At 40.2% G+C, this 19,377-nt stretch carries 17 protein-coding genes; 1 reads left to right on the top strand and 16 read right to left on the bottom strand.

What is annotated here, in order from left to right; all coding sequences use genetic code 11:
* The 8 genes from HWQ43_RS18245 to HWQ43_RS18210 form a co-directional block, all read right to left on the bottom strand.
* Complete coding sequence (locus tag HWQ43_RS18245) at positions 1-1,674, bottom strand: ATP-binding protein (RefSeq protein WP_292736637.1); 1,674 nt, start codon at positions 1,672-1,674, stop codon at positions 1-3.
* Positions 1,661-3,898: a Mu transposase C-terminal domain-containing protein gene (locus tag HWQ43_RS18240; protein WP_292736635.1), complete on the bottom strand. Its 2,238-nt coding sequence runs from the start codon at positions 3,896-3,898 to the stop codon at positions 1,661-1,663. The genes HWQ43_RS18245 and HWQ43_RS18240 overlap by 14 nt, the downstream gene beginning before the upstream one ends.
* Positions 3,899-4,007: 109 nt before the next feature.
* Positions 4,008-4,142, bottom strand: a complete 135-nt coding sequence (locus HWQ43_RS18235; RefSeq protein ID WP_292736633.1) for a hypothetical protein — start codon at positions 4,140-4,142, stop codon at positions 4,008-4,010.
* Between the two features lie 195 nt (positions 4,143-4,337).
* Complete coding sequence (locus HWQ43_RS18230) at positions 4,338-5,156, bottom strand: TnsA endonuclease C-terminal domain-containing protein (protein ID WP_292736631.1); 819 nt, start codon at positions 5,154-5,156, stop codon at positions 4,338-4,340.
* A 132-nt stretch (positions 5,157-5,288) separates the two neighbouring features.
* Entirely contained in the window at positions 5,289-7,169 is a 1,881-nt protein-coding gene (gene glmS / locus HWQ43_RS18225; protein ID WP_292736629.1) for a glutamine--fructose-6-phosphate transaminase (isomerizing), read from the bottom strand.
* 395 nt (positions 7,170-7,564) lie between these two features.
* Positions 7,565-7,810 (bottom strand): photosystem I iron-sulfur center protein PsaC, encoded by a 246-nt coding sequence (gene psaC / locus HWQ43_RS18220; RefSeq protein ID WP_012411495.1) that lies wholly within the window; start codon positions 7,808-7,810, stop codon positions 7,565-7,567.
* Positions 7,811-8,055: 245 nt separating this feature from the next.
* Positions 8,056-8,220, bottom strand: a complete 165-nt coding sequence (locus HWQ43_RS18215; RefSeq protein WP_292736609.1) for a hypothetical protein — start codon at positions 8,218-8,220, stop codon at positions 8,056-8,058.
* Between the two features lie 60 nt (positions 8,221-8,280).
* Entirely contained in the window at positions 8,281-8,517 is a 237-nt protein-coding gene (locus tag HWQ43_RS18210; RefSeq protein WP_292736607.1) for a hypothetical protein, read from the bottom strand.
* 209 nt (positions 8,518-8,726) lie between these two features.
* On the opposite strand from HWQ43_RS18210, the gene HWQ43_RS18205 reads away from it, so the two are divergent.
* Complete coding sequence (locus HWQ43_RS18205) at positions 8,727-9,095, top strand: Dethiobiotin synthetase (RefSeq protein WP_292736605.1); 369 nt, start codon at positions 8,727-8,729, stop codon at positions 9,093-9,095.
* Positions 9,096-9,219: 124 nt separating this feature from the next.
* Here HWQ43_RS18205 and HWQ43_RS18200 read toward each other — a convergent pair whose 3' ends face one another.
* From HWQ43_RS18200 to HWQ43_RS18165, 8 genes are all read right to left on the bottom strand, one after another.
* The gene (locus tag HWQ43_RS18200; RefSeq protein ID WP_292736660.1) at positions 9,220-9,831 is read right to left on the bottom strand and encodes a hypothetical protein; all 612 of its coding nucleotides are present in this window, start codon (positions 9,829-9,831) and stop codon (positions 9,220-9,222) included.
* Positions 9,832-10,030: 199 nt separating this feature from the next.
* Positions 10,031-11,248, bottom strand: coding sequence for an ABC transporter permease (locus tag HWQ43_RS18195; RefSeq protein ID WP_292736603.1), 1,218 nt, complete (start codon positions 11,246-11,248; stop codon positions 10,031-10,033).
* 15 nt (positions 11,249-11,263) lie between these two features.
* A complete protein-coding gene (locus HWQ43_RS18190; RefSeq protein WP_292736602.1) occupies positions 11,264-12,733 on the bottom strand; it encodes an efflux RND transporter periplasmic adaptor subunit in 1,470 nt (489 codons plus the stop codon).
* A 395-nt stretch (positions 12,734-13,128) separates the two neighbouring features.
* Positions 13,129-13,770, bottom strand: coding sequence for a Uma2 family endonuclease (locus HWQ43_RS18185; protein ID WP_292736600.1), 642 nt, complete (start codon positions 13,768-13,770; stop codon positions 13,129-13,131).
* A 381-nt stretch (positions 13,771-14,151) separates the two neighbouring features.
* Positions 14,152-14,607: a response regulator gene (locus HWQ43_RS18180; RefSeq protein WP_292736598.1), complete on the bottom strand. Its 456-nt coding sequence runs from the start codon at positions 14,605-14,607 to the stop codon at positions 14,152-14,154.
* 292 nt (positions 14,608-14,899) lie between these two features.
* Positions 14,900-17,212: an NACHT domain-containing NTPase gene (locus HWQ43_RS18175; RefSeq protein ID WP_292736596.1), complete on the bottom strand. Its 2,313-nt coding sequence runs from the start codon at positions 17,210-17,212 to the stop codon at positions 14,900-14,902.
* A gap of 490 nt (positions 17,213-17,702) precedes the next feature.
* A complete protein-coding gene (locus HWQ43_RS18170) occupies positions 17,703-18,305 on the bottom strand; it encodes a hypothetical protein (RefSeq protein ID WP_292736594.1) in 603 nt (200 codons plus the stop codon).
* A 45-nt stretch (positions 18,306-18,350) separates the two neighbouring features.
* On the bottom strand, positions 18,351-19,376 hold the full coding sequence (locus HWQ43_RS18165; RefSeq protein WP_292736592.1) for a glucokinase: 1,026 nt from the start codon (positions 19,374-19,376) through the stop codon (positions 18,351-18,353).
* Between the last annotated feature and the right edge of the window lies 1 nt (position 19,377).

Here is a 19,377-nt window from a genome sequence, read left to right as displayed (position 1 = left end):
CTAAATATTTATAAAATCTTCGACTGGATTTTTGATTATACCAGCTAACTTCAAATCATCGTATGCAGATTTTTTCTCCTTCTTGGCATTTTCAACAATTCGTCTAATGTCATTTTCTTGATACTTTGGCTTTAATTTAGCCTTGCTTGTATTTGCCTTAACAAGACTCTCATTTACTTGTCCTCCTTGCAAAGCAAGAGTATATGCTTTCCTTGTTAACAATGTAATGTCTGCATCTTCATCACTAGAAACTATTACTTGTTCAGCACATTCCTTTGCTTTAGCAGGTTCTACTTCCAACTTCAAAAGCTCAAGAATTACATAATTTAGCTTCGGTGATACTTTCTGATGAGTCTGTTGCTTTCTGGCTAATCTCCGAATCTCTTGCAAATCTTTAGAATCAAGCTCAGATAAACATTTATTTTGATATTCTGTAGTATCGAGAGGAGCAATATCTTTATACTTAATCATCCACTCTTTATCGCCTGACCTAATAGCATCAAGCATTGGCTTGACTAAATATAGTCCGTCTTTAGCTGCTTGACGAATTATATCAATAGTAATAATTTCTTTCCCACCTATTGAGATAGCTCTCCATTGAACCATTTTGTAAAGTTTGACAGCAATATCAATAATTCCCTGACTTTCGTCATAAAAAACTTCGTTTATTTCATCACAGAAAGGAACATGCATTTTTGTACACTGGTATTCCCACATTCCTTCCATGAAGAAATACCATTCATCATCGTTTACCATTCTATCCCAAATTACACTTCCTTCTCCTGTTCCTCTCCTAGCATTTCTAAAATTTCCTTGAAGAATAGGAAAAGCCTCATTTGTTCCCACTCGGATTACTGGAATTCCTACAGTATTGTCCATTTTTACTAAAAAGTTCAACATATCTGAGCTACTTCTTCTTGCTGTAACAAGATTTTGCATCTCATCTATAACTAGAGCGCCTAAATGATGGGTATGGGCAATTTGGGCAACTTGAGCAAGCATGTAATCTTCTGAGTTGCGCGATGAACCAAATTTTTTAAAATAATTAGTACCTAATAGTTTGTCAACACCAAGAAAAATATCAGTACACAGACCCTTCAAAGAACCAGCATGAGGGCAGTCAACCATCAACCAAACTATTTGGTAAACACTATACTCAGGATGAAGAATTATTTGAGGGTAAAGATTAAGAATATTTTGAAAATTTGTAGACTTACCCATCCCTGATGGGCCAATTAGGGTTAAACCGGAAGCAGATGTAGGAAGATTAACATAGTTTTCTAAGTTTTTACCTCCTCCATCTTTTATTGCATTATAAATTTGCCTAGAGCGACTCGCATATTCAGGTTTCAGAATATTACGAGCTAAATAGCCCGTCATAATTAGTACAGAAATGACCTTCTGTAATTCAACAGTTTTATTTTGAGGATCAAAATATCGAGATAGCCTTTCAATGCAATGAAATCTATAATGCGCTTCTAGCTGCCTCTCTTGCTCATCAAAGTCTGGTGTTCTCGTTACTTTATCTATAAATTCTTCCGATGAAAGGATAGGAGGTAGTGCCTGAATCAATGGATTGGTGTTGTATTCTAGAAGTTTTTGGTCTATATATCTGGCAACAATCGCTGATTTCCGATTAGGAATCATAACAAGTTCGCCCTCAATCTTCTCCACGTTTTCGCTCCTGTCTTTTTCGTCTGAGTAAATCCATATGGTCAGGCTTCAATAATTTGGATGACTCTGAATCTTCAGATTGAGTGTTTACTTTATTATTCATAGCCTCGGTACTATTAGTGATTTCTTCTTTTGCTAGTTCAAAACCTTCATTTTTACGTCGTCTATCTTTTTCAAAGGCTCTATTTTCTCTAATTCCTGCAACCTTTTGTCTATTACTTGTATTATCGTCTAAAACCGCTTCAGTATCTTCTTTAGCCTTACTAACTATACTTTCTATATTTGCTATCAAATCAACTTTTTCTTGGAGTTGTTTACCTTGGTTCTTTTGTCTTTGCAATTCTTCATATGCAAATAAATATTCAATATCATATAAATTTTTATCTAAATATCTTTGTTCAGAGTCTAAAAGAAAACACTTCTCAAAGTCTCTACCATTTGGAGAGCGTAAATAAATGTACTTTGATTGTCGGATATCATACGATATATCCAATGATTTTTCGGATTTGGAAAGTAAACTACTTCTAGATTTTTCAAACCAGAATTCTTTCCTTGCTTTCTCGCAGGTGTAATACATTCCCTTAAATTTAATACCACGAGCGGTAATTGTTGCTTTTCCAGTTGGCATTAAATTCAGCTTGACAATATCTTCTTCACAAGTTCTCAGCTTACCGGAACGATTGGCAATTCCCCATTGCCATAACTCTCTAGGTATAGGATTAACATCATCAGCGATCATCATTTCATCTCTAGCATATTTAGTTAAATAATCATGATTGTTGTGCTGGAGAATCAAAAAGATAACTACTTTAGTAAATTCATCTATGTTAAGCCTACCATCAAGGCGATAATCATGACCTCCTCTCTGTCTAAAGTCAGTATCTATATAACCGGGAACAAATGGTTTTACATACCCATGAATAGTCCGAAATTGTCTTTCAACTAATCCTTTCCAATCTGCTCGATAAGGAGCAGCGTTTTCAATGCGAACGTTTAAATTAGGGATTAATGTTTCTACCTTCATCCCTGCTAATTCACCTCGATCGCCCAAAATAGCATCAGGAATATGTCTGCATGGCCACTCATCTTCGGAAATCTCTACACCATATTCTCGGCAAAACTGTACTTTATCTATGGCTGAATTGGCTAAAGCCATCATTGCCCCTGCCCAAGATGGCCCTTCTAATCCAACGTAAACCCCCGTTATCATACGACTAAAAACATCAATAACCACATAGATAACAGGTCTACCAATAATCCAGTTGCGATTGTACATTGATATTAAATATACATCCGCAATTGTGGCATCAATCTGATATCTAGATCCAGGGCCAATAGTTTCCATTTGTGAATTTCCCGTAATGGCTCGATGTTCTAAAGCGTATTTTGTCGAACCCTTACGAGATATGATAGTCTTTCTGATATCAGGTTGTTCTACTTTATGCCAGTATTTAAATTGAGTAAATGTAGGTCGTTTATCTGGAGAAATTAAAATGCTTTTTTTGACTCCATTTTCATCGTAATAAAAATCTTCGGAGTAATATTTTTTTATCATTAAATCATAGGCGGTTGTTAAAAAGTTTTCTTTGGAATTATTGTAAAACTTAGCAATTGCAAATCTAAATATTTTTTTATCTTCCTCAGTGACATTTATTCCAACACCAATTTCTTGAGCGTGTACATATTTTCTTGGTCTTCCTCTCTTTTTTTCTCCAAATGCTTTAGGCTTTCCTTTACCACCAGAATTTACATAATCAGGCAAAAGAGCATTTTTATTTTTACCTCTTTGCCAAAATCTTCTTAAATATTTATAAACACTGATTTCTACTAATTTACCTTTACTTCTGCCTGCATTATATTTTTCAATAGTCTGCTGAACTAAAGCACCTCTATAATCTCGATAATAAATTGAGGGTTCTTGAATAACAATAAATGAAATTATTTCCCAAGCTCTATCTCTAAGTTCTTTTTCTTTCTCAGACAAATTTTCTTCTGTTACTATTCTTGCCCACGGGTCTGATTTAAGTTTTAATGCACGACCATCAGAAATAGCTTCTATAATCTCCGATATTTTTTTAGGCTCTGGAAATCCTGTTTGAGTATTTATATTAAAAACAAAGGCTATAATATAGCCTTCATCAATCCAGATAACTCGTTCTATGAAGGTATTACCTGATTCATCAATCCATTCAATCAGGTCATTGACAAATAAATCATTAATCATAATAACATAGCGATTCTAATTTCAATGGGGTAAATGGGTAGGGCGCACAGATGTACGCTCCTACAAGGATTTATGTTTATCTGTGGTTAATTATTTTTTCTGTACTTACCTATGCGAGAAACTCTATAATGTAATACACCACATATCCCTCTTCTGTCACTCTCCGAAAAGATTTGCCATTTCTGAATTCTAGAGCTTTTGTATAGCCTGCGATCGCACGATTATTTTCTAATAACAAATACAAGACCGATTTTTTTCTAATAGTATAGCTTGTATTCATTGCCTCATAAGGCTTCTAGCAATCGCCCTCCCGGAGAGTGACAGAAGAGGGATATAGCGTTTCTCTGTCGAGTGAGGTACAGCAACCCCAACCCCCTCCCCGCAAGCAATGAGGAGGCTATGATGTACCTTATCTGATTACGAAACGCTATATTATTTTCTAAAAAACAATTTTTTTAATTTCTCTAGAAGAAGGGCAACTAGATATTTTTGTGGTTAACATATCTATAATGATTTCCTTATTAGCAATAAGATGCCTAAAAAGATAGAGCGATGTACCAGACTCTAGATTCATGTTTTTATCTAAAGATGTTGTTATTCGATTGATGCTTGCATCACTTTCCTGAAGTCTGGATTTTAAGATGTTGGCGATGTTACGTAGTTCTTCGAGCTTTATATCTGCATTTCCTTCTAGTTTATAAGCAGTATGAATCCACTCAACATTTTCCGCTAATAGCTTAGGGACTTCTTTCTCTGTTATTATTCCCCAATCAATACCTTTGGCAGCATAGTAACGCTTTTCTAACTCAAATTTTTCAGCTACAGACTTACTTCCCAAATCTTTAGTTAGCTTAAATGTTCGTGCTTTCTGAACTATCGTTTTGCCTTGCTTGACAGAAAGCATAAAATCCGTTGTTAAAACACGGGGAGTATTGCTTTGCGGATCTTTGGGATAGTTAATACCTATTTCCTCTGCAATACTCATTGCTAAGTCAAGGTCAATTAGAGGAAACTGCTCTCTTATATCTACAATCGTATCTGACCACTCGAAGACGTAAAACAGGCGCTTCTCGTTATCAGAAAGCAGATGATGTTCTCGGTTTGTTTTCCAACCCGGAGGTCTAGAAACACGACCCTTTGAGGGAAAATCCTGAATCTTTATCCAAGGTTGATAGTTTTTCCCATTACCCTGATCACGGCCTTCCTTGGAGTAACGCTCAAACTTTGCTTGTGTCCAATCTTGTTTGCTTCTAGCCATAAAAACTCCTGTAGATGCTTACATATACACCCACAGGATAGATTGTACAACTTTTTTATATATTGTATAACTTTTTTATTTGTTATACGACTTTATTATTATTGTACACCTAATTTTAGGTATAAACTTATACTATTCTACGGTAACGCTTTTAGCAAGGTTACGAGGCTGATCGACATCCAAACCGCGACGGGCGGCAATATGATAAGCCAATAATTGCAAAGGAACGACTGTGAGAATCGGAGAAAGTAACTCTTCCACATGAGAGACGGGAAGAAGATCGTTAAAGATTTCCGCAGCTTCGCCATCGTTGACGGGAGTCACGCCAATTAAGCGAGAATCTCTGGCTTTGGCTTCTTGGGCATTAGAAATAACTTTTTCGTAAACACTACCAGGTATTGCGATCGCAACTACTGGTACTTTCGCATCTAAAAGTGCGATCGGGCCATGTTTCATCTCTCCAGCCGGATAGCCTTCGGCGTGAATATAGCTGATTTCTTTTAATTTCAACGCCCCTTCTAAAGCAATGGGGAAGTTAATTCCTCTCCCTATAAAAATAAAATCTTGGGTTTCGGCGAATTCGTGGGCTAGCTGTTCGGTTAAACGTTCCTGACTTTCCAAAGTTGCTTCAATTTCTTTGGGAATCTGCCGTAACCCATTAATAATTTGATCTAATATTTCTTTTGAAACTGTCTGACGACGAGCTGCTAAATCCAATGCCAAAGCATAAAACGCCATCAGTTGAGCAGTAAAAGTTTTCGTCGCTGCTACCCCAATTTCAATTCCCGCTAGGGTACTGATAATATGTGGTACTAAATGACCAAGGCTGCTTTCTGGGCGATTGGTAATACCCAGTAGTCGCGCTTGATATTTGGGTTCTTTCCCTTGGCGACGTTCTTTTTCCATCGTCAAAGCTGCTAGGGTATCGGCTGTTTCACCTGATTGAGTAACACCAACGATTAATGTGTTAGCCGTCACGGGTGATGGTGCATAACGATACTCAGAAGCATAATGTACTTGAGTTGAAATTCCTGCTAATTGTTCGAGTAAATATTTTCCGATTAATGCTGCGTGCCAACTCGTACCACAGGCGACGATCTGAATTTGTTCTAAATCGGTGTATAAATCCGCAGGTAAACCAAGATTGATTGGCGATTCGGTAGATTCGGCTGGATTAAAGTATGCGTCTAAACTAGCTCTTACTACTCCTGGTTGCTCATGGATTTCTTTGAGCATGAAGTGTTTGAACCCCTGCTTTTCTACCAGTGCTGGATTAAAGTTGAGCAATCGAGGTTGTTTTTTCAACCTGTCGCCAGCAAAATTGTAAATCTCAGCACCCAAAGGTGTGAGGCGGGCAATTTCGCCATTTTCCAAAGGTAGTACGGCACGGGTGTAGGCAACGATCGCTGGCGTGTCAGAGGCACAAAATAACTCCCCTTGCCCAAAACCAATTACCAAAGGTGCTTGTTGACGGACAACAATCAATTCATCGGGGTAGTCAGCAGAAATAACTGCGATCGCAAATGCCCCTTTTAGGTGGTTAACGGCTTGGCGAATTGCTTCTAGGAAGGGAGATGAGGAAGATGAGGGAGGAAGATTCTTTAAAAATTCGGCTATTAAATGGGGAATGACTTCAGTATCGGTTTCAGAAAGAAATATGTGTCCTTTTGCTTTGAGTTCTTCGCGTAACTCGCGGTAGTTTTCAATAATGCCATTTTGCACCACAGCTACTCGTTTTGCTGTATCCAAATGGGGATGGGCGTTGTACTCTTCTGGTTTACCATGAGTTGCCCAGCGTGTATGACCAATACCAATTTGGGCAGGGGTTTCTATTTGTTCCAGTTTAGAACGCAGGTTATGGAGTTTGCCCTTTGCCCGCACACAATTTACCTCACCTTCCCAAACAGTGGCGATTCCAGCCGAATCGTAGCCCCTGTACTCTAGTTTCTCCAGTCCAGCCAGTAAAATATCTGTCGCCGCTTGAGTGCCTATATATCCAACAATTCCGCACATTCTTCACGCCACTTTTTTTTTAGGATGATTAAATCCAGTATAGTAGGTAGCATAAAGTGGACGTTTTGCAAAGAAAAAAGGGAGTAAAATACTCCCTCTATCACTAGGTATTGTTATGGATTTTAGGTTTTTTTTACAGCGGATTCTCCGTCAGCTTTTGACTTGACGGTACAAATACAGCTTCTAGGATTTAGATACCCAGAGATTATATCCCCAATCTAAAATTGCGATTTCGTAAGGCGGGCACTGTCCACTCTACGATCGTAAAGGTGCTTCCTATTGAGACACTTCAAAGACTTGAGTGCCGAGTTCCGAGTTCCGAGTGAAGAATCAAGAAATTGTGTTTCTGATTGACTTCTTTATGCCTCAGCACCCAGCACTCAGCACTCAGCTTTTTAGTAAGCTAGACCCATACTGCGAGTTGTTTCAGCGCCCAGGTAAACCCGGATGCTCAAAAAGTCGGTGGGACAAGCGGTTTCGCAACGCTTACAGCCCACGCAGTCTTCTGTACGGGGTGAAGAGGCAATTTGAGCAGCTTTACAGCCATCCCAAGGAACCATCTCCAGTACATCAGTAGGGCAAGCGCGGACGCATTGGGTGCAGCCAATGCAGGTATCGTAGATTTTGACGGTATGAGACATTGAATAAACGGCTCCTTTCGAGTGTTCTTCTCTGCGAAAGAATCATAATCAACGCATAGTCTACCGCAGTGGTTGATAGGCCGTAATCAAAAGGCTACATAACTTCAAACAATGTAATAAGCACCGTTAAAATTTGTTTTTGGGAGATTGTCCCTATTGACTGATAATCAGCAACATTATCAGAGCGTATTTACCACAGTCTCATACCATAATGGGGTTGAATCGTAAAGATAGATGAAACAAAATTAAAAGGGAATTTGCGATCGCCACTTTTCCGTGTAAACAAAAACAGTTGGGCAACCTAGATTACGCAAAAGCTTGTGTTTATTACTGAATAAAACTACTTTTGCGATGTAAATGATTAATTTAGAGACTGCGATCGCAATCAGAAATTTTAAGCGATCGCTCACTAATAACTTGTATATTTAATTTTTCAGGTCTGGCAAGTTCAGAATGTTTATTCCTACCTATCAGAGGATTTCAGAAATTGCAAACTCATCATTTATAGTAGTAATTTGTGTTTTAATATTTGGTTCTATAGCGGTTACTTGCAGTTGTTCATCTAGATTTTTAGCATCCTTAAACTTATCTTTTACATACTCTTTTTCTCGGATTTGCCGAACAATACTTTCTAACAGCCAAAGTTGTTCTTCTACAGACAAGGCAAGGATAGAGCGTTCAATTTCTAGTAAATTCGGTGAGAACATTTTACTTCTGATTCCTAGTAAGGTGTATTTTTCAAAGATATTATATTCAGTCTATCTGGTTAACCTAGAGCATCGCCAATCCCCGATTATTTTCCTCACGCCTATCATTTCACAAATCATCAGAGATTGCTATAAATAACTAGAAAGCCGTTTTATGACTTTTTAATTAAGTATTACTGCTGACGCAAAATGTGCGCTAAACTGACTACATGAATTACGAAACAGCTAGGAAACTCCTCATAGATCAGACAATCACAACCGAGGAAAACCCAGATGCACTGTTAACGCGTATGAAACAGGGCAAACCGCCGATACCCGGTCAAATCACTTCGATTTTGTTGGCATTGAAAGTGGTGTTTGAAGCTCTCAAAGATGCAAAGAGCCTAGATCGAGAACTGGCTTTGGCCCTTTATCAGTTAAGCATTAAGGCGCAGCAGCTATTTGGTGCAGGGCGTAAAGCCGGGGTTGATTGGCCACCACTACTCAAAGAAGATTTACTACGAATTTCTTTAGCAGCTGAAAGTATCTTTTCGGGTATATGGCAAACCTTAGCTCCGATGGAGTTGGGGAAGGGATGAGGGAGAAATCAATTCAAAATTCAAAATGACGCTCTCTACGAGACGCTAAAAGCGAACGCGGACTCGCTAACGCTGCGCTAACAAAATTCAAAATTAAAGAACTTCTGCCTCCTCTTGTCGCCTATTAACGAATTTGCAGTTCATTTTCTAACTTGTCTAGGTCAGTTTTGAGCAAAACGGTCATTTGACCGGTAAAAGCTTTGCCAGTCTTGGGTTGGGCAACTTCCACCCAATATACATAGCGATCGCCTACTCGTAATTCTCCTTTTAAGGCTTCCCGAATTGGAGTTTTAGCCAGACGCGCTGAATTAACTACCTTCTGGTTGGGATATTGATACACGACTTGGGCGCGATCGTAGTCTTGATAAATCTCCAAGCCATAAATCACCCGCAAGGATTCTTGGAGACGCGCAAATGTCATGCCGTTAATAGCATCATACATAGTAATGCGCTCAGTCCGAATTGTGCCACGGTCTTTAGAAAACTCCACCCTACCAGGAGGCAATACCGACGCTTGAAAAGTGAATCGTTGGGCAGCAGTATCAGTCTTTTGGACAAATAATTGCTCCCCTCTCCTGGGGCGGAGTGTAGGATGTGCTTTAATCCAAGTGCCTACCTCTTCTGTACTTTGCCCTGGTAAAGCATTGGCTTGGGAATCAAAAAGCGTTTCCACACAGAACCAGGGCAGTAGAGAAAAAGGCAAAATTAAACAGTTAAGTAAAGATTTTTTGAGCATTTTGCTGTTCAGGATTTTCATAGAAATTTCCCCATTAGGGATTAACCATAGTCTTCCCCTTTTTCAGCAAAATTACTTCAATGGATTGTAGCGATCGCGCATCCAAGCCTTTATTGATCGCTCAACTATTAGGACTTGTATCAATAATGTTCGGTTAAGGCAAGAGGCAGCGATTTCTCGCGTCTTTGTGATGATTTATCTAAGCACTTCTCAAAGCCACAATGGGGTCGAGTTTAGCAGCGCGACGTGCAGGAACAACGCCAAAGAATAAACCAATAGCCCCAGAAACACCAACTGCCATAGTAATCGCTACAGGAGAAAGACTTGCTTCTAAAGGAGTCAAGGCTCCCACTAATAGGATGCCACTAATACCAACGGCAGTCCCGACTAAGCCGCCAGCTGCGGAAACAATCACTGCCTCAATGATGAACTGTAGCAAAATATCTTGCTCAGTTGCGCCGATCGCTTTTCGCAATCCGATTTCTTGGGTGCGTTCGGTGACGGAGACTAGCATAATATTCATGATGCCAATGCCGCCGACAAACAGGGATATACCGGCGATCGCAGCTAGCATAATTGTCAATGCACCTGTAATTTGACCGACAGTTTGCAAAGCATCTTTTTGGCTGCGAAGAGTAAAGTCATCTTCACCATTAATTTTGTGTCGTAGACGCAGCAAATTAGTAATTTGAAATTCTGCTGCATCCACGCTATCGGAATCACGAGCCGCAGCAACGAGATAATCTAAGGCAATACCATAAGGAGAATTCTTGCCTACAAGTCGGTTTGCTGATGTGGTGATTGGTATTAAGGCAGCATTATCATAATCTGCTCCCACGCTGGAACCTTTGGCTGTTAACGTTCCAATCACTTGAAAGCTAGTATTTCCAACTCGCAATTGCTGTCCTACAGCGTTACTATTACCGAATAGTTTTTCTGCCAAGTCTCCACCCAGCACTACCACTTGATTACTTCGCTTGATGTCTACCTCAGAGAAAAACCTGCCTTTAGCAGTTTCAAAATCCCGCACAGATAGGAAACTGGGAGTTGTGCCAATGATGTTGACATCGGTGTTTCTGTTGCGGTATATAACCACCTGTCTTCTGTTTAACTCTGGTGCAACTCCTACTACAGTTGGGACTTGAGAAGCGATCGCATCCGCATCTTGCAACACCAGAGTTTTTGGCACTTCAAAGGAGATCCGCTGAGTTTCTCGATTACCTGGCAGTACAAATAGCACATTTGGCCCTAATGACTGCAACTGTTTATTTACATACTTCTGCCCACCTTCGCCAATACCAATCATGGCAATCACCGAAGCGTTGCCAATAACTATACCCAACATCGTGAGGGCGCTACGCAGTTTATTTGACAACAGGGTTTTCCCCGCCATATTCATGCTTTCGAGGAAATTCATATCTTAAATTACGAATTAGGAATTATTTTGTTCTTTAGCCTTTTCGATTTTGTAATCTTTGGGTGGGTTAACAAAAATGCGATCGCCTTCTTTAACTCCCCCTAAAATCTGAGTTTGGTTTTGGATTTGTGCGCCAACTGTAACTTCGCGGAACTGAGGTTTATTCTTTGCATCTGGTACGAGTACACCAGTTTTACCCTTTTCGGTGACGATTGACACCGTTGGTAATACCAAGGTATTATTAACGCGATCGCCTAAAAAAGTCAGATCCACATTTAAGCCAGAACGCAGTTTATCTATGCCAGTATCGAGAGCAACCCGCACCTGGAAGGATGTCACACCTTGTTCTACCACTGCTTCTGGAGCAATCAGGCGCACATGACCTTTAAAAACTTGATCGGGATAGGCATCGGCGACAATTTCCACCTGCTGTCCCTGTTTTATTCTGCCAAGATCGGCTTCGGGAACTTGAGCTAATATTTCTAAACCCCTTGCTACAGCGACAATTGAACTAGAAGTTGCCGATGCACTAGTAGAAGCAGAAGTTGTAGGTGTGACAAACGCGCCTGGTTCGGCATACTTTTGGGTGACAATTCCCGACAAAGGAGCGCGAATAATAGTATCTTCCAACTGCACTTGTACACCCTTTAACTGAGCCTCAGCAGATGCAACAGCGGCTTGACGCTGGACAATTTCTTCAGAACGGGTGCCATCTTCTAACAGTACCAATGCTGCCCGTGCTTCGTTAACAGCAGCTTGGCGTTGGTCAATTTCTTCACTCCGAGTCCCACTTTGGACTAAGGAAAATCGTTTTTTCGCTTCTTCTAAATTGGCTCTAGCACTTTTGTCGTCGCTGATGGCTTGATCGAGTAATTGTTTTTTTTCTGCTCCTTCTTTATATAGATATTCGTAACGCTTTACCTGTTCGCTGGTGTAATTCACCCTTGCTTGAGCCGCATCTACTTGAGATTGAGATTGAGCAATCTCTTGGGGACGATTACCAGCTTTAGCTGCGGCTAATTGAGCTTGAGATTGTGCTAATCGCGCCCTCGCTTGAGCGATTTCTTGAGGACGACTACCAGCAAGGGCTTCGGCTAGCTGTGCTTGACTTTGGGCTAAGTTTGCACGGTACTGGCTCCTTTGAGCCTCAATACCAGCGCTATCCATGCGCGCGAGAATTTGCCCTTGTTGAATGCAATCGCCTTGTTCCACGTATAATTGCGACAGCACTCCGGGATTCTTCGGACTAATATTTACGCTCTGAACTGGCACGACTTTGCCACTAGCTGTAATCCGCAACGTGACGTTTTGGGCTGCAACTGGCACAGTTAGTTGAGCAATATCTTCTTTGTTTGTCCCTTGATTTACCAAGGTGTAAGTTGTTATAGTACCCACAACCAAAGCACTCCCCGCCATCAGCCCCATCAGCCAGCGCAATGGATACTTAACTTTGCCAATAACTGGAATTTCTATGTGCGTAGCCATATTATAGAAGCCTGTAAATCTTGCTGTATAAGAATATTTTTTAGTTAGAGGACAAGTGGAGAGTACGGAGTTGTTAAAGCTTTGGGATTAAATTTGTATGAGTTAATTAACAACTAGACGCATAATAAGCTTCACAGTTGCTTAATCTTCCTTCATACTAGGCATTCGTATTTCTGTATGTCTTCACCTGAAAGGGTGACTTTAGCCACAGCACATTATTGCAATTCTGAACTATTCGTGAGAAACAAGATCCCCGACTTTTTTGAGAAGCTGGGAATCTACGGCTGACAATTCTCACAAATCAGATAGGATTTATAGTGCGATCGCACTTTAGTTAGTCTGTATCCTTTGCTTTTATCCCTACTCCCCATTCCCTACAGCAAAGCAGTTTGTAATTATTGCTGAAATTGGGTTAACAACCAAGCACCAACTTGACTTTGATTTATTTGACGAGTTTGCCGTAATGCATCGTTTAATAAAGAAATTGCTAATCCTGGTAATACCTGAGATTCTGTAATCCGCCTACTACCTTGATTTTCAATGGCAAAAGCCATAACTTGGACATCCTGGACATTTAAAATCCAGTATTCTTTCACTCCTAAATCTTCGTATAAAAGTCGTTTTTCACCTTGATCGTCAGCAAGTGAGGTATTAGCCACTTCAATAACTAAATCTGGTGGTGGATATATATCTAAATTGATGATAGAAGTGCCGTAGGGAATGACATCAGCATTTTCACCAATATAGTAAGACACATCAGGTTGAGCTTCCTTAAAGCCTGTTTTCCGATATGTACAATTAGTTAAGCCTTTGGCAGGGATGCCTTTGATTGTGCAAAAAAGGTTAACAGCAAAGGCAATAATTGTGTTGTCGCAGGCGTGGTCATGGCCCAGTGGTGGCATTTCAATCCTCATCTTTCCATTGTGGTAGTAGCCCTTGGCTTTTTCGTAGACAGGATTTTCAATTATTTGGATATATTCATCCCAAGTTGCTGCTATCCAGCTATCGGTTGCTAGTTGGGTCTGTAATTCGCTCATAATATTGCGAAAGAGGTACTTTAACAACGATCATACAAGTTTCATTTTCCAGTACTAAGCTGACAGCAAAGCTTTAACTGCATCCTTGCTAACAATTTTCGTAGGGTGTGTTACGCCGGGAGCTAACGCATCGATGATCTACTTTTACAAAACCAGTCTTTAAGGATGAACGAGTATCTGAGGTGGATGAACGGAGTTCTGAGGTGGATGAACGAGTATATTTGTAATTTTTGTGGGCATAGCTTATCATTCCTCAAACCCATGTGCTTACATTGTAGGCTATGTCTAACCTACATTTGTACTCTGAACAAGGGTTTTAGCTATGCAGTCTAGAAATTTATTTTCGGGCAGTTAAACAACGCAGATATTTAAACTTACCTACTAGTTTGCAACTAGTAGCTCTGTGCAAAAATTTTCCGTCACATTTTCCTGTACTTGATTCACAATCATAGAAACAAATTCGTCAAGGTCGAATGGCTTAAGTAAATATTCTTCAAAGTCTACATCTGGAATTTGATCGCAAGTACCTGTGGTAGATGTTGAAGTCACAATGATTGGGATATGCTTACCATTGTCTAGCTCTATAGTATTCAATGTATTTACCAATGTATAAATACTTTCACCTAAAAACCTAATTTCACTGACAATAATGTTGGGTGTGAACCAACTCAGGGTTTCTAAAGCTTCCTTTATAGAACCAGCAGTAATCACATTTGCGCTTAGGTCTTCGAGTAAAAAAGCATACAAATCTCTACTATCGCGATCGTTGTCTACAACGAGTACTTGTAAACCTTTGAGTATCCCAACTGCCAAGCAAAAGTCATTGATTAAATTCATAATAAGACCTGCGATTAAGACTTTAAGGGCAAAGCGATCTGAAAAATCCTTAGTCTTAAGGAGACGAGACAAGCGGATAGGTAAAATAAAGAGTAGTAGAGAACCACTAAATGGTTAGAATTACTAGGTTCTGTTCTTATACTATGAGCGGGTGTTGTTTGATTTCCTAAATGAATTGATTAACTACGACACAAAACGTAAAAAAACTTTTCAAAAAAGGGCGCGGTATGTTACCTCCAAAAATCTGTGGTTCAATTAACTGAAAATAGCTGTAAAGAATTAATCAACAAAACTATTCCCATTCCCTGTCCTCAAGTTCCTTCTGAGGCAATAATAAGGTGGCTTCAATTTCTTGCCTGATAGCAGGAGTTACTTCACAATTGCTATGCAGGCAATCGAGTAGTAACTGATTAGCATCATAGTAACGTTGTAACACTTGCTGTTGTTCAAGGCTAAACTCCCACTGGTGGTTAATGTTGCGATAATTAATCACCGTTGTCTTTAACTGTTCAGCCCAGGTTGAATAGTTCGTCTCCCACCATAGCCCAAACCGTTCTTGACTTTGACGAGAATTTGGGAATTGGTCAGAGAGTTGTTGCAAGGATTTATGAAGTCCAACATCCAGAACAATGCCCAGAATGATTGAGAGAGCATCTCCACAGGCGTGGACGTGAGCAAAGTCCTGGCTCCCATCAATTGCACACTCCAGCAGTAGGTCATCTAATGCGGCATCCAGAAACATCCCTTGGTCGAGGCTGCTGGCTAGAGCAAAGTGAGGAGCTACGTGAGGAGTCCGACTCAAGGCCAGGTAAAATGCTCGAATGGTCGCATCTTTTGCTTGGGTGGGAATGCTACGAGATTTTTGGCTAGCCCATGCCAAAAATTCTTGTAAATAAGGGTCTTGGGCAACCAGTGCATCAATCTGTTGCTTCATCAACTGTACTAGAGAGTCTGCACTCCGAAGCATGGTAGCGGTTAACAAGAAGATTTCACGCCAGTGGGGGTCAGTGATATGACTGACTAAACCAGAGAGCGCTTGCTCAAATGCCTGTAGGTTATGGCTGGCAACGATTTTTCTGGCTGTGAAGTATTCTTGAAAGGCCAGATAGGAGAAAGAAAAAATTCCCCGCGCCCGTTCTGCCAGTAGCCCATGTTGAGCTTCGATTGCTTTCAAGGCCGCTTCGCTTTCTACTTGCAGTTCGTCTGCATCCATTGGGACGTTGGTCAGATTCTGAATATAGTCACCAATATATTGTTCAACGATGCGTTGCTCAAAAAAGTACTGACCGTCTTCAAATGTCGCTGCTGCAATCTGACTCAATAATTTGAGCTTTTGTGGTAATAAAAACCCTCGATAAACCTCATCCCGTTCTATGCCTTTGGCTTCATCCCATTTACCTAATAGAAGGTCTAAACCTTGCTTATAAAAGTCAGTCCGCTTAGTCGGAAATTTTTCTTGGCCGTGAAACACCCAGCAGGCAAGATTCAGAAATAGGGGTGTGACGACGAGTTGACGAAATTGCCAGTTTTCAGCTAAGTCTAGCTTCTGAATAAACTCAACAGATTGGGACTGACCATCTTGAGTGTTGGTCTTACTAAAGGCTACAAACCATTTTTGAGCGAAGGCTTGAATTTGTTCTGAGGTAAATGGGGCAATTTCAACATCGGTAAACCCTCGGAGTCTAAGTCTTTGAGATGCGGTTCGACAGGTGGTCACTAACTGATTTTTGTGATATTTATCTGAAAATCTGCGAATTTCACTTAAGACAACATTGCTTTGTTGGTTAAGAATTTCATCCATACCATCAAGCAACAATAACACTCTGCCTGCATTAAGCAAGGTTTCGATAACTGAGGGATCGGAAATTCCAGATGTGATAAACTCCTGGCGAATGTACTTTAATAAGCTGAAGTCGTTGGTAATCTTAGACTCTTGGGCAAAATTTCTCAGTGTGATAAATATCGGCACATAATTTGACACAAATGCACTTTGGTTACACTGAATGGCGAGATGTTGCAAAAAGGTGGTTTTACCTACTCCTGGTTTGCCTAGCACCCTGAGCTTGGAGTATGTTTCAACTGCTTGTGTACCAGGTATCTGGTTCAGGTCAATCTCACCTAAGCCAAAACGGTCAAATTCTTTGGGATCGAGTTTTTGCAGTTCGGTGATTTCTAACCACTGTTGACTGGCAATTTGCTCCAAAATATTCAAATCTATATATATGTCATTGATCGCCACGGGACGACTGATATCCAATAACTGCAAAGTACCACACTGGTCTTGAATTTTGTCGAAGCGTTGCGATCGCACTTGTTCCACTAATCTGTCAATATCTAAGACATAGGGCTGGGTGTATTCTTCTAGTTCACGGAATTCTGCCGGAGGATTGGTAGCAATCTCCCGCCAATTCAGTTCCAAAACTAAGCAAATCTCAATAAAGGTATGACGCTCAACCGGACGACCACTAAAAAACCGCCAAATCGGTTGTCTAGTCTTGAGGTTGACTTCTGCGGCTAGATTGTCTTGTGTCCACCCCTTAAGAGCAAATGCCCTTTTAGCCTCCTGAATTCCAGTAAGTGATGCTTGGAGCGATCGCTTGACCATAGGACAAAAACCCTGCTCCTCAAATCATGAACTTTAACTTTTATAAATATCTGCAATCTATAGCTTTCTCTGTGATAGTAACATTTTACTCATTTAAAGTTATACAAAACCCAAGAAATACTCTCAAGTTTTTAAATTTTTGTCACAAACTCAAACTTTATACGTTTATCTTATACATTTCAAGCTTTATCAATACCTAAATTCAAATAATGTTTCATTTTCAAAGCATAAATTGTTAATGAAAGTTTCGTAGAAACAGCGATTTATCGTAAATTAAAGGGTTTAAGAACCTGCAATCTACATGCAGCACCCATTTCAGTCGGGGTTTAAATCCCCGTCTGAAATGTCTTTAATTTTGAATTTTGAATTTTGAATTTTGAATTGTTAATGTGTCTTTGTGATGATTTATGTTTAAAATTATTAACCGAGTAGTATCGATATTAGCCTTGCAACTGATTACAAGGCTAATATAGTAAAAGTTTTATTTATTTCACTTTTTCAAAACTACATTGAAAGAATTTAAATACCCAGTAATGGTTTTAGCTAGTGTCTTCTGCTGTTTTTTTGTAGTTATTGCCATTACTTGATATAGTCTTCCTTCGGCAACATACATTCTACTTATAGTAATTTTCCCTCCAGAATTGATGTACTCAATTTCTTTGCCGGGATGATTATTGTAACTACGAATGTTTCGTTGACTAATTAAATTGCTTTTCGTAGTCTTTAAAGCCATATCCCGTGCATTATTAAGTACAGCTTGAGGATCAGCCATTTGACCGTAACTATAAGGGAAATCATTGTAAGCAACTATGTATGCTACTTGCTGTTTTGGTGGTTGAGCGACAAATATTTCTAAAGCAATTTCCCCCATGTAAGTTTTTTGGTATTCGGTATTTCTATTGGGGCTTCCCGGCATCAAAATTGTAAAACGTCCATCTGGAGGAGTGTATAACTTCCATTGTGGCTGCACGGGTTGAGAAACGGTTGGTTTGACAACAGCTACCCGAGGTTTGGGTTGACGCGCTTCCACAAGAACAGAACCACCACAGACTATCGTGGCGGTTATTAGTGGCAACAGACTTTTAACTGTCATATTTTTTGCCCTTTGAGATGCTGATCTCACTGATGATGCCAGCTGTTATAACCTAGCAGCACATAAAGCAGCACCAATTAGGCCGACTTGCGAGTTGAGGATAACATACACTGGGATCTCTTCGAGGAGACGGCGCATTCTACCTTTTTGGGTGAAATTTAATAAGAAACCGCTGTTTTGGATTAAGGGCAGGATTTTGGGTGCAATTCCACCAGCGATGTATAAGCCACCGTAAGGTAGGAGTTTCAAGGCAAGATTGCCGGCTTCTGCACCGTAAGCCTCTATAAATAATTGCAAAGTTTGTTCCGAGAGGCGATCGCGTTTTTCTAGTGCAGCCGTACCAATGACAGCACCGGGATCGACACTCTTCTCTTCTTGTCCGGCCTCTTGTTCCCAAGTTCTCACGATTTGGGCGATATCTGGTGATTCAGCAGCAAATTTGCGATCGCGCAGAAATTGGTAAATTGCCACAATTCCCATTCCAGAAACCACGCGTTCTACAGAAATGCGCTGGATATCATGCTTACCCAGCAGGTATTTCAACAGTTGAAACTCGATTTCGTTTCGAGGGGCAAAGTCAGCGTGTCCACCTTCTGAGGGAAACACTTGATAGTCGTTTCCCTGTTTAATTAAAAATCCTTGCCCTAAACCAGTACCAGCACCAATAATAGCAATAGGGGTTTCGGGTTGAGGTTTGCCAACTTGCAACGTGTGCAAGTCTTGTTTTTGTAAACCTGAAATGCCATAGCCAACGGCGGCGAAGTCGTTAATCAAAGAAATGTGTGGGATACCCAATTCTTCTTCTAAACGTTCGGTATCTAGGAACCAGGCTAAATTGGTTAGTTTGGCAGTATTTTTGACAATGGGCCCTGCGATCGCAAAACACGCCTTTTCTGGTGTAGGTGTATTAGCTTTGACCAAAAACTGCTGCACTATAGGTACTAAATCGGAAAAATCAGCGCTGTGGTAACTTTCCTGATAAATAGTATGTGAATTTGGTGAATCTGATGTTTCAACCAATCGCAAAATAGTTTTCGTACCGCCGATGTCTCCTGCTAGTAACAAAGTCATA

This window comes from Nostoc sp. JL31, from assembly GCF_017114965.1.
GTDB classification, from domain to species: domain Bacteria; phylum Cyanobacteriota; class Cyanobacteriia; order Cyanobacteriales; family Nostocaceae; genus Nostoc; species Nostoc punctiforme_A.
This window is presented reverse-complemented; position numbering and strand designations above follow the sequence as displayed.

Coding starts and splice junctions, on each gene's coding strand:
- HWQ43_RS18205 (WP_292736605.1), top strand. CDS start 8,727: ATGAATTACGAAACAGCTAGGAAACTCCTCATAGATCAGACAATCACA.
- HWQ43_RS18170 (WP_292736594.1), bottom strand. CDS start 18,305: ATGACAGTTAAAAGTCTGTTGCCACTAATAACCGCCACGATAGTCTGT.
- HWQ43_RS18175 (WP_292736596.1), bottom strand. CDS start 17,212: ATGGTCAAGCGATCGCTCCAAGCATCACTTACTGGAATTCAGGAGGCT.
- HWQ43_RS18200 (WP_292736660.1), bottom strand. CDS start 9,831: ATGCTCAAAAAATCTTTACTTAACTGTTTAATTTTGCCTTTTTCTCTA.
- HWQ43_RS18240 (WP_292736635.1), bottom strand. CDS start 3,898: ATGATTAATGATTTATTTGTCAATGACCTGATTGAATGGATTGATGAA.
- HWQ43_RS18210 (WP_292736607.1), bottom strand. CDS start 8,517: ATGTTCTCACCGAATTTACTAGAAATTGAACGCTCTATCCTTGCCTTG.
- HWQ43_RS18190 (WP_292736602.1), bottom strand. CDS start 12,733: ATGGCTACGCACATAGAAATTCCAGTTATTGGCAAAGTTAAGTATCCA.
- glmS (WP_292736629.1), bottom strand. CDS start 7,169: ATGTGCGGAATTGTTGGATATATAGGCACTCAAGCGGCGACAGATATT.
- psaC (WP_012411495.1), bottom strand. CDS start 7,810: ATGTCTCATACCGTCAAAATCTACGATACCTGCATTGGCTGCACCCAA.
- HWQ43_RS18165 (WP_292736592.1), bottom strand. CDS start 19,376: ATGACTTTGTTACTAGCAGGAGACATCGGCGGTACGAAAACTATTTTG.
- HWQ43_RS18180 (WP_292736598.1), bottom strand. CDS start 14,607: ATGAATTTAATCAATGACTTTTGCTTGGCAGTTGGGATACTCAAAGGT.
- HWQ43_RS18195 (WP_292736603.1), bottom strand. CDS start 11,248: ATGAATTTCCTCGAAAGCATGAATATGGCGGGGAAAACCCTGTTGTCA.
- HWQ43_RS18185 (WP_292736600.1), bottom strand. CDS start 13,770: ATGAGCGAATTACAGACCCAACTAGCAACCGATAGCTGGATAGCAGCA.
- HWQ43_RS18230 (WP_292736631.1), bottom strand. CDS start 5,156: ATGGCTAGAAGCAAACAAGATTGGACACAAGCAAAGTTTGAGCGTTAC.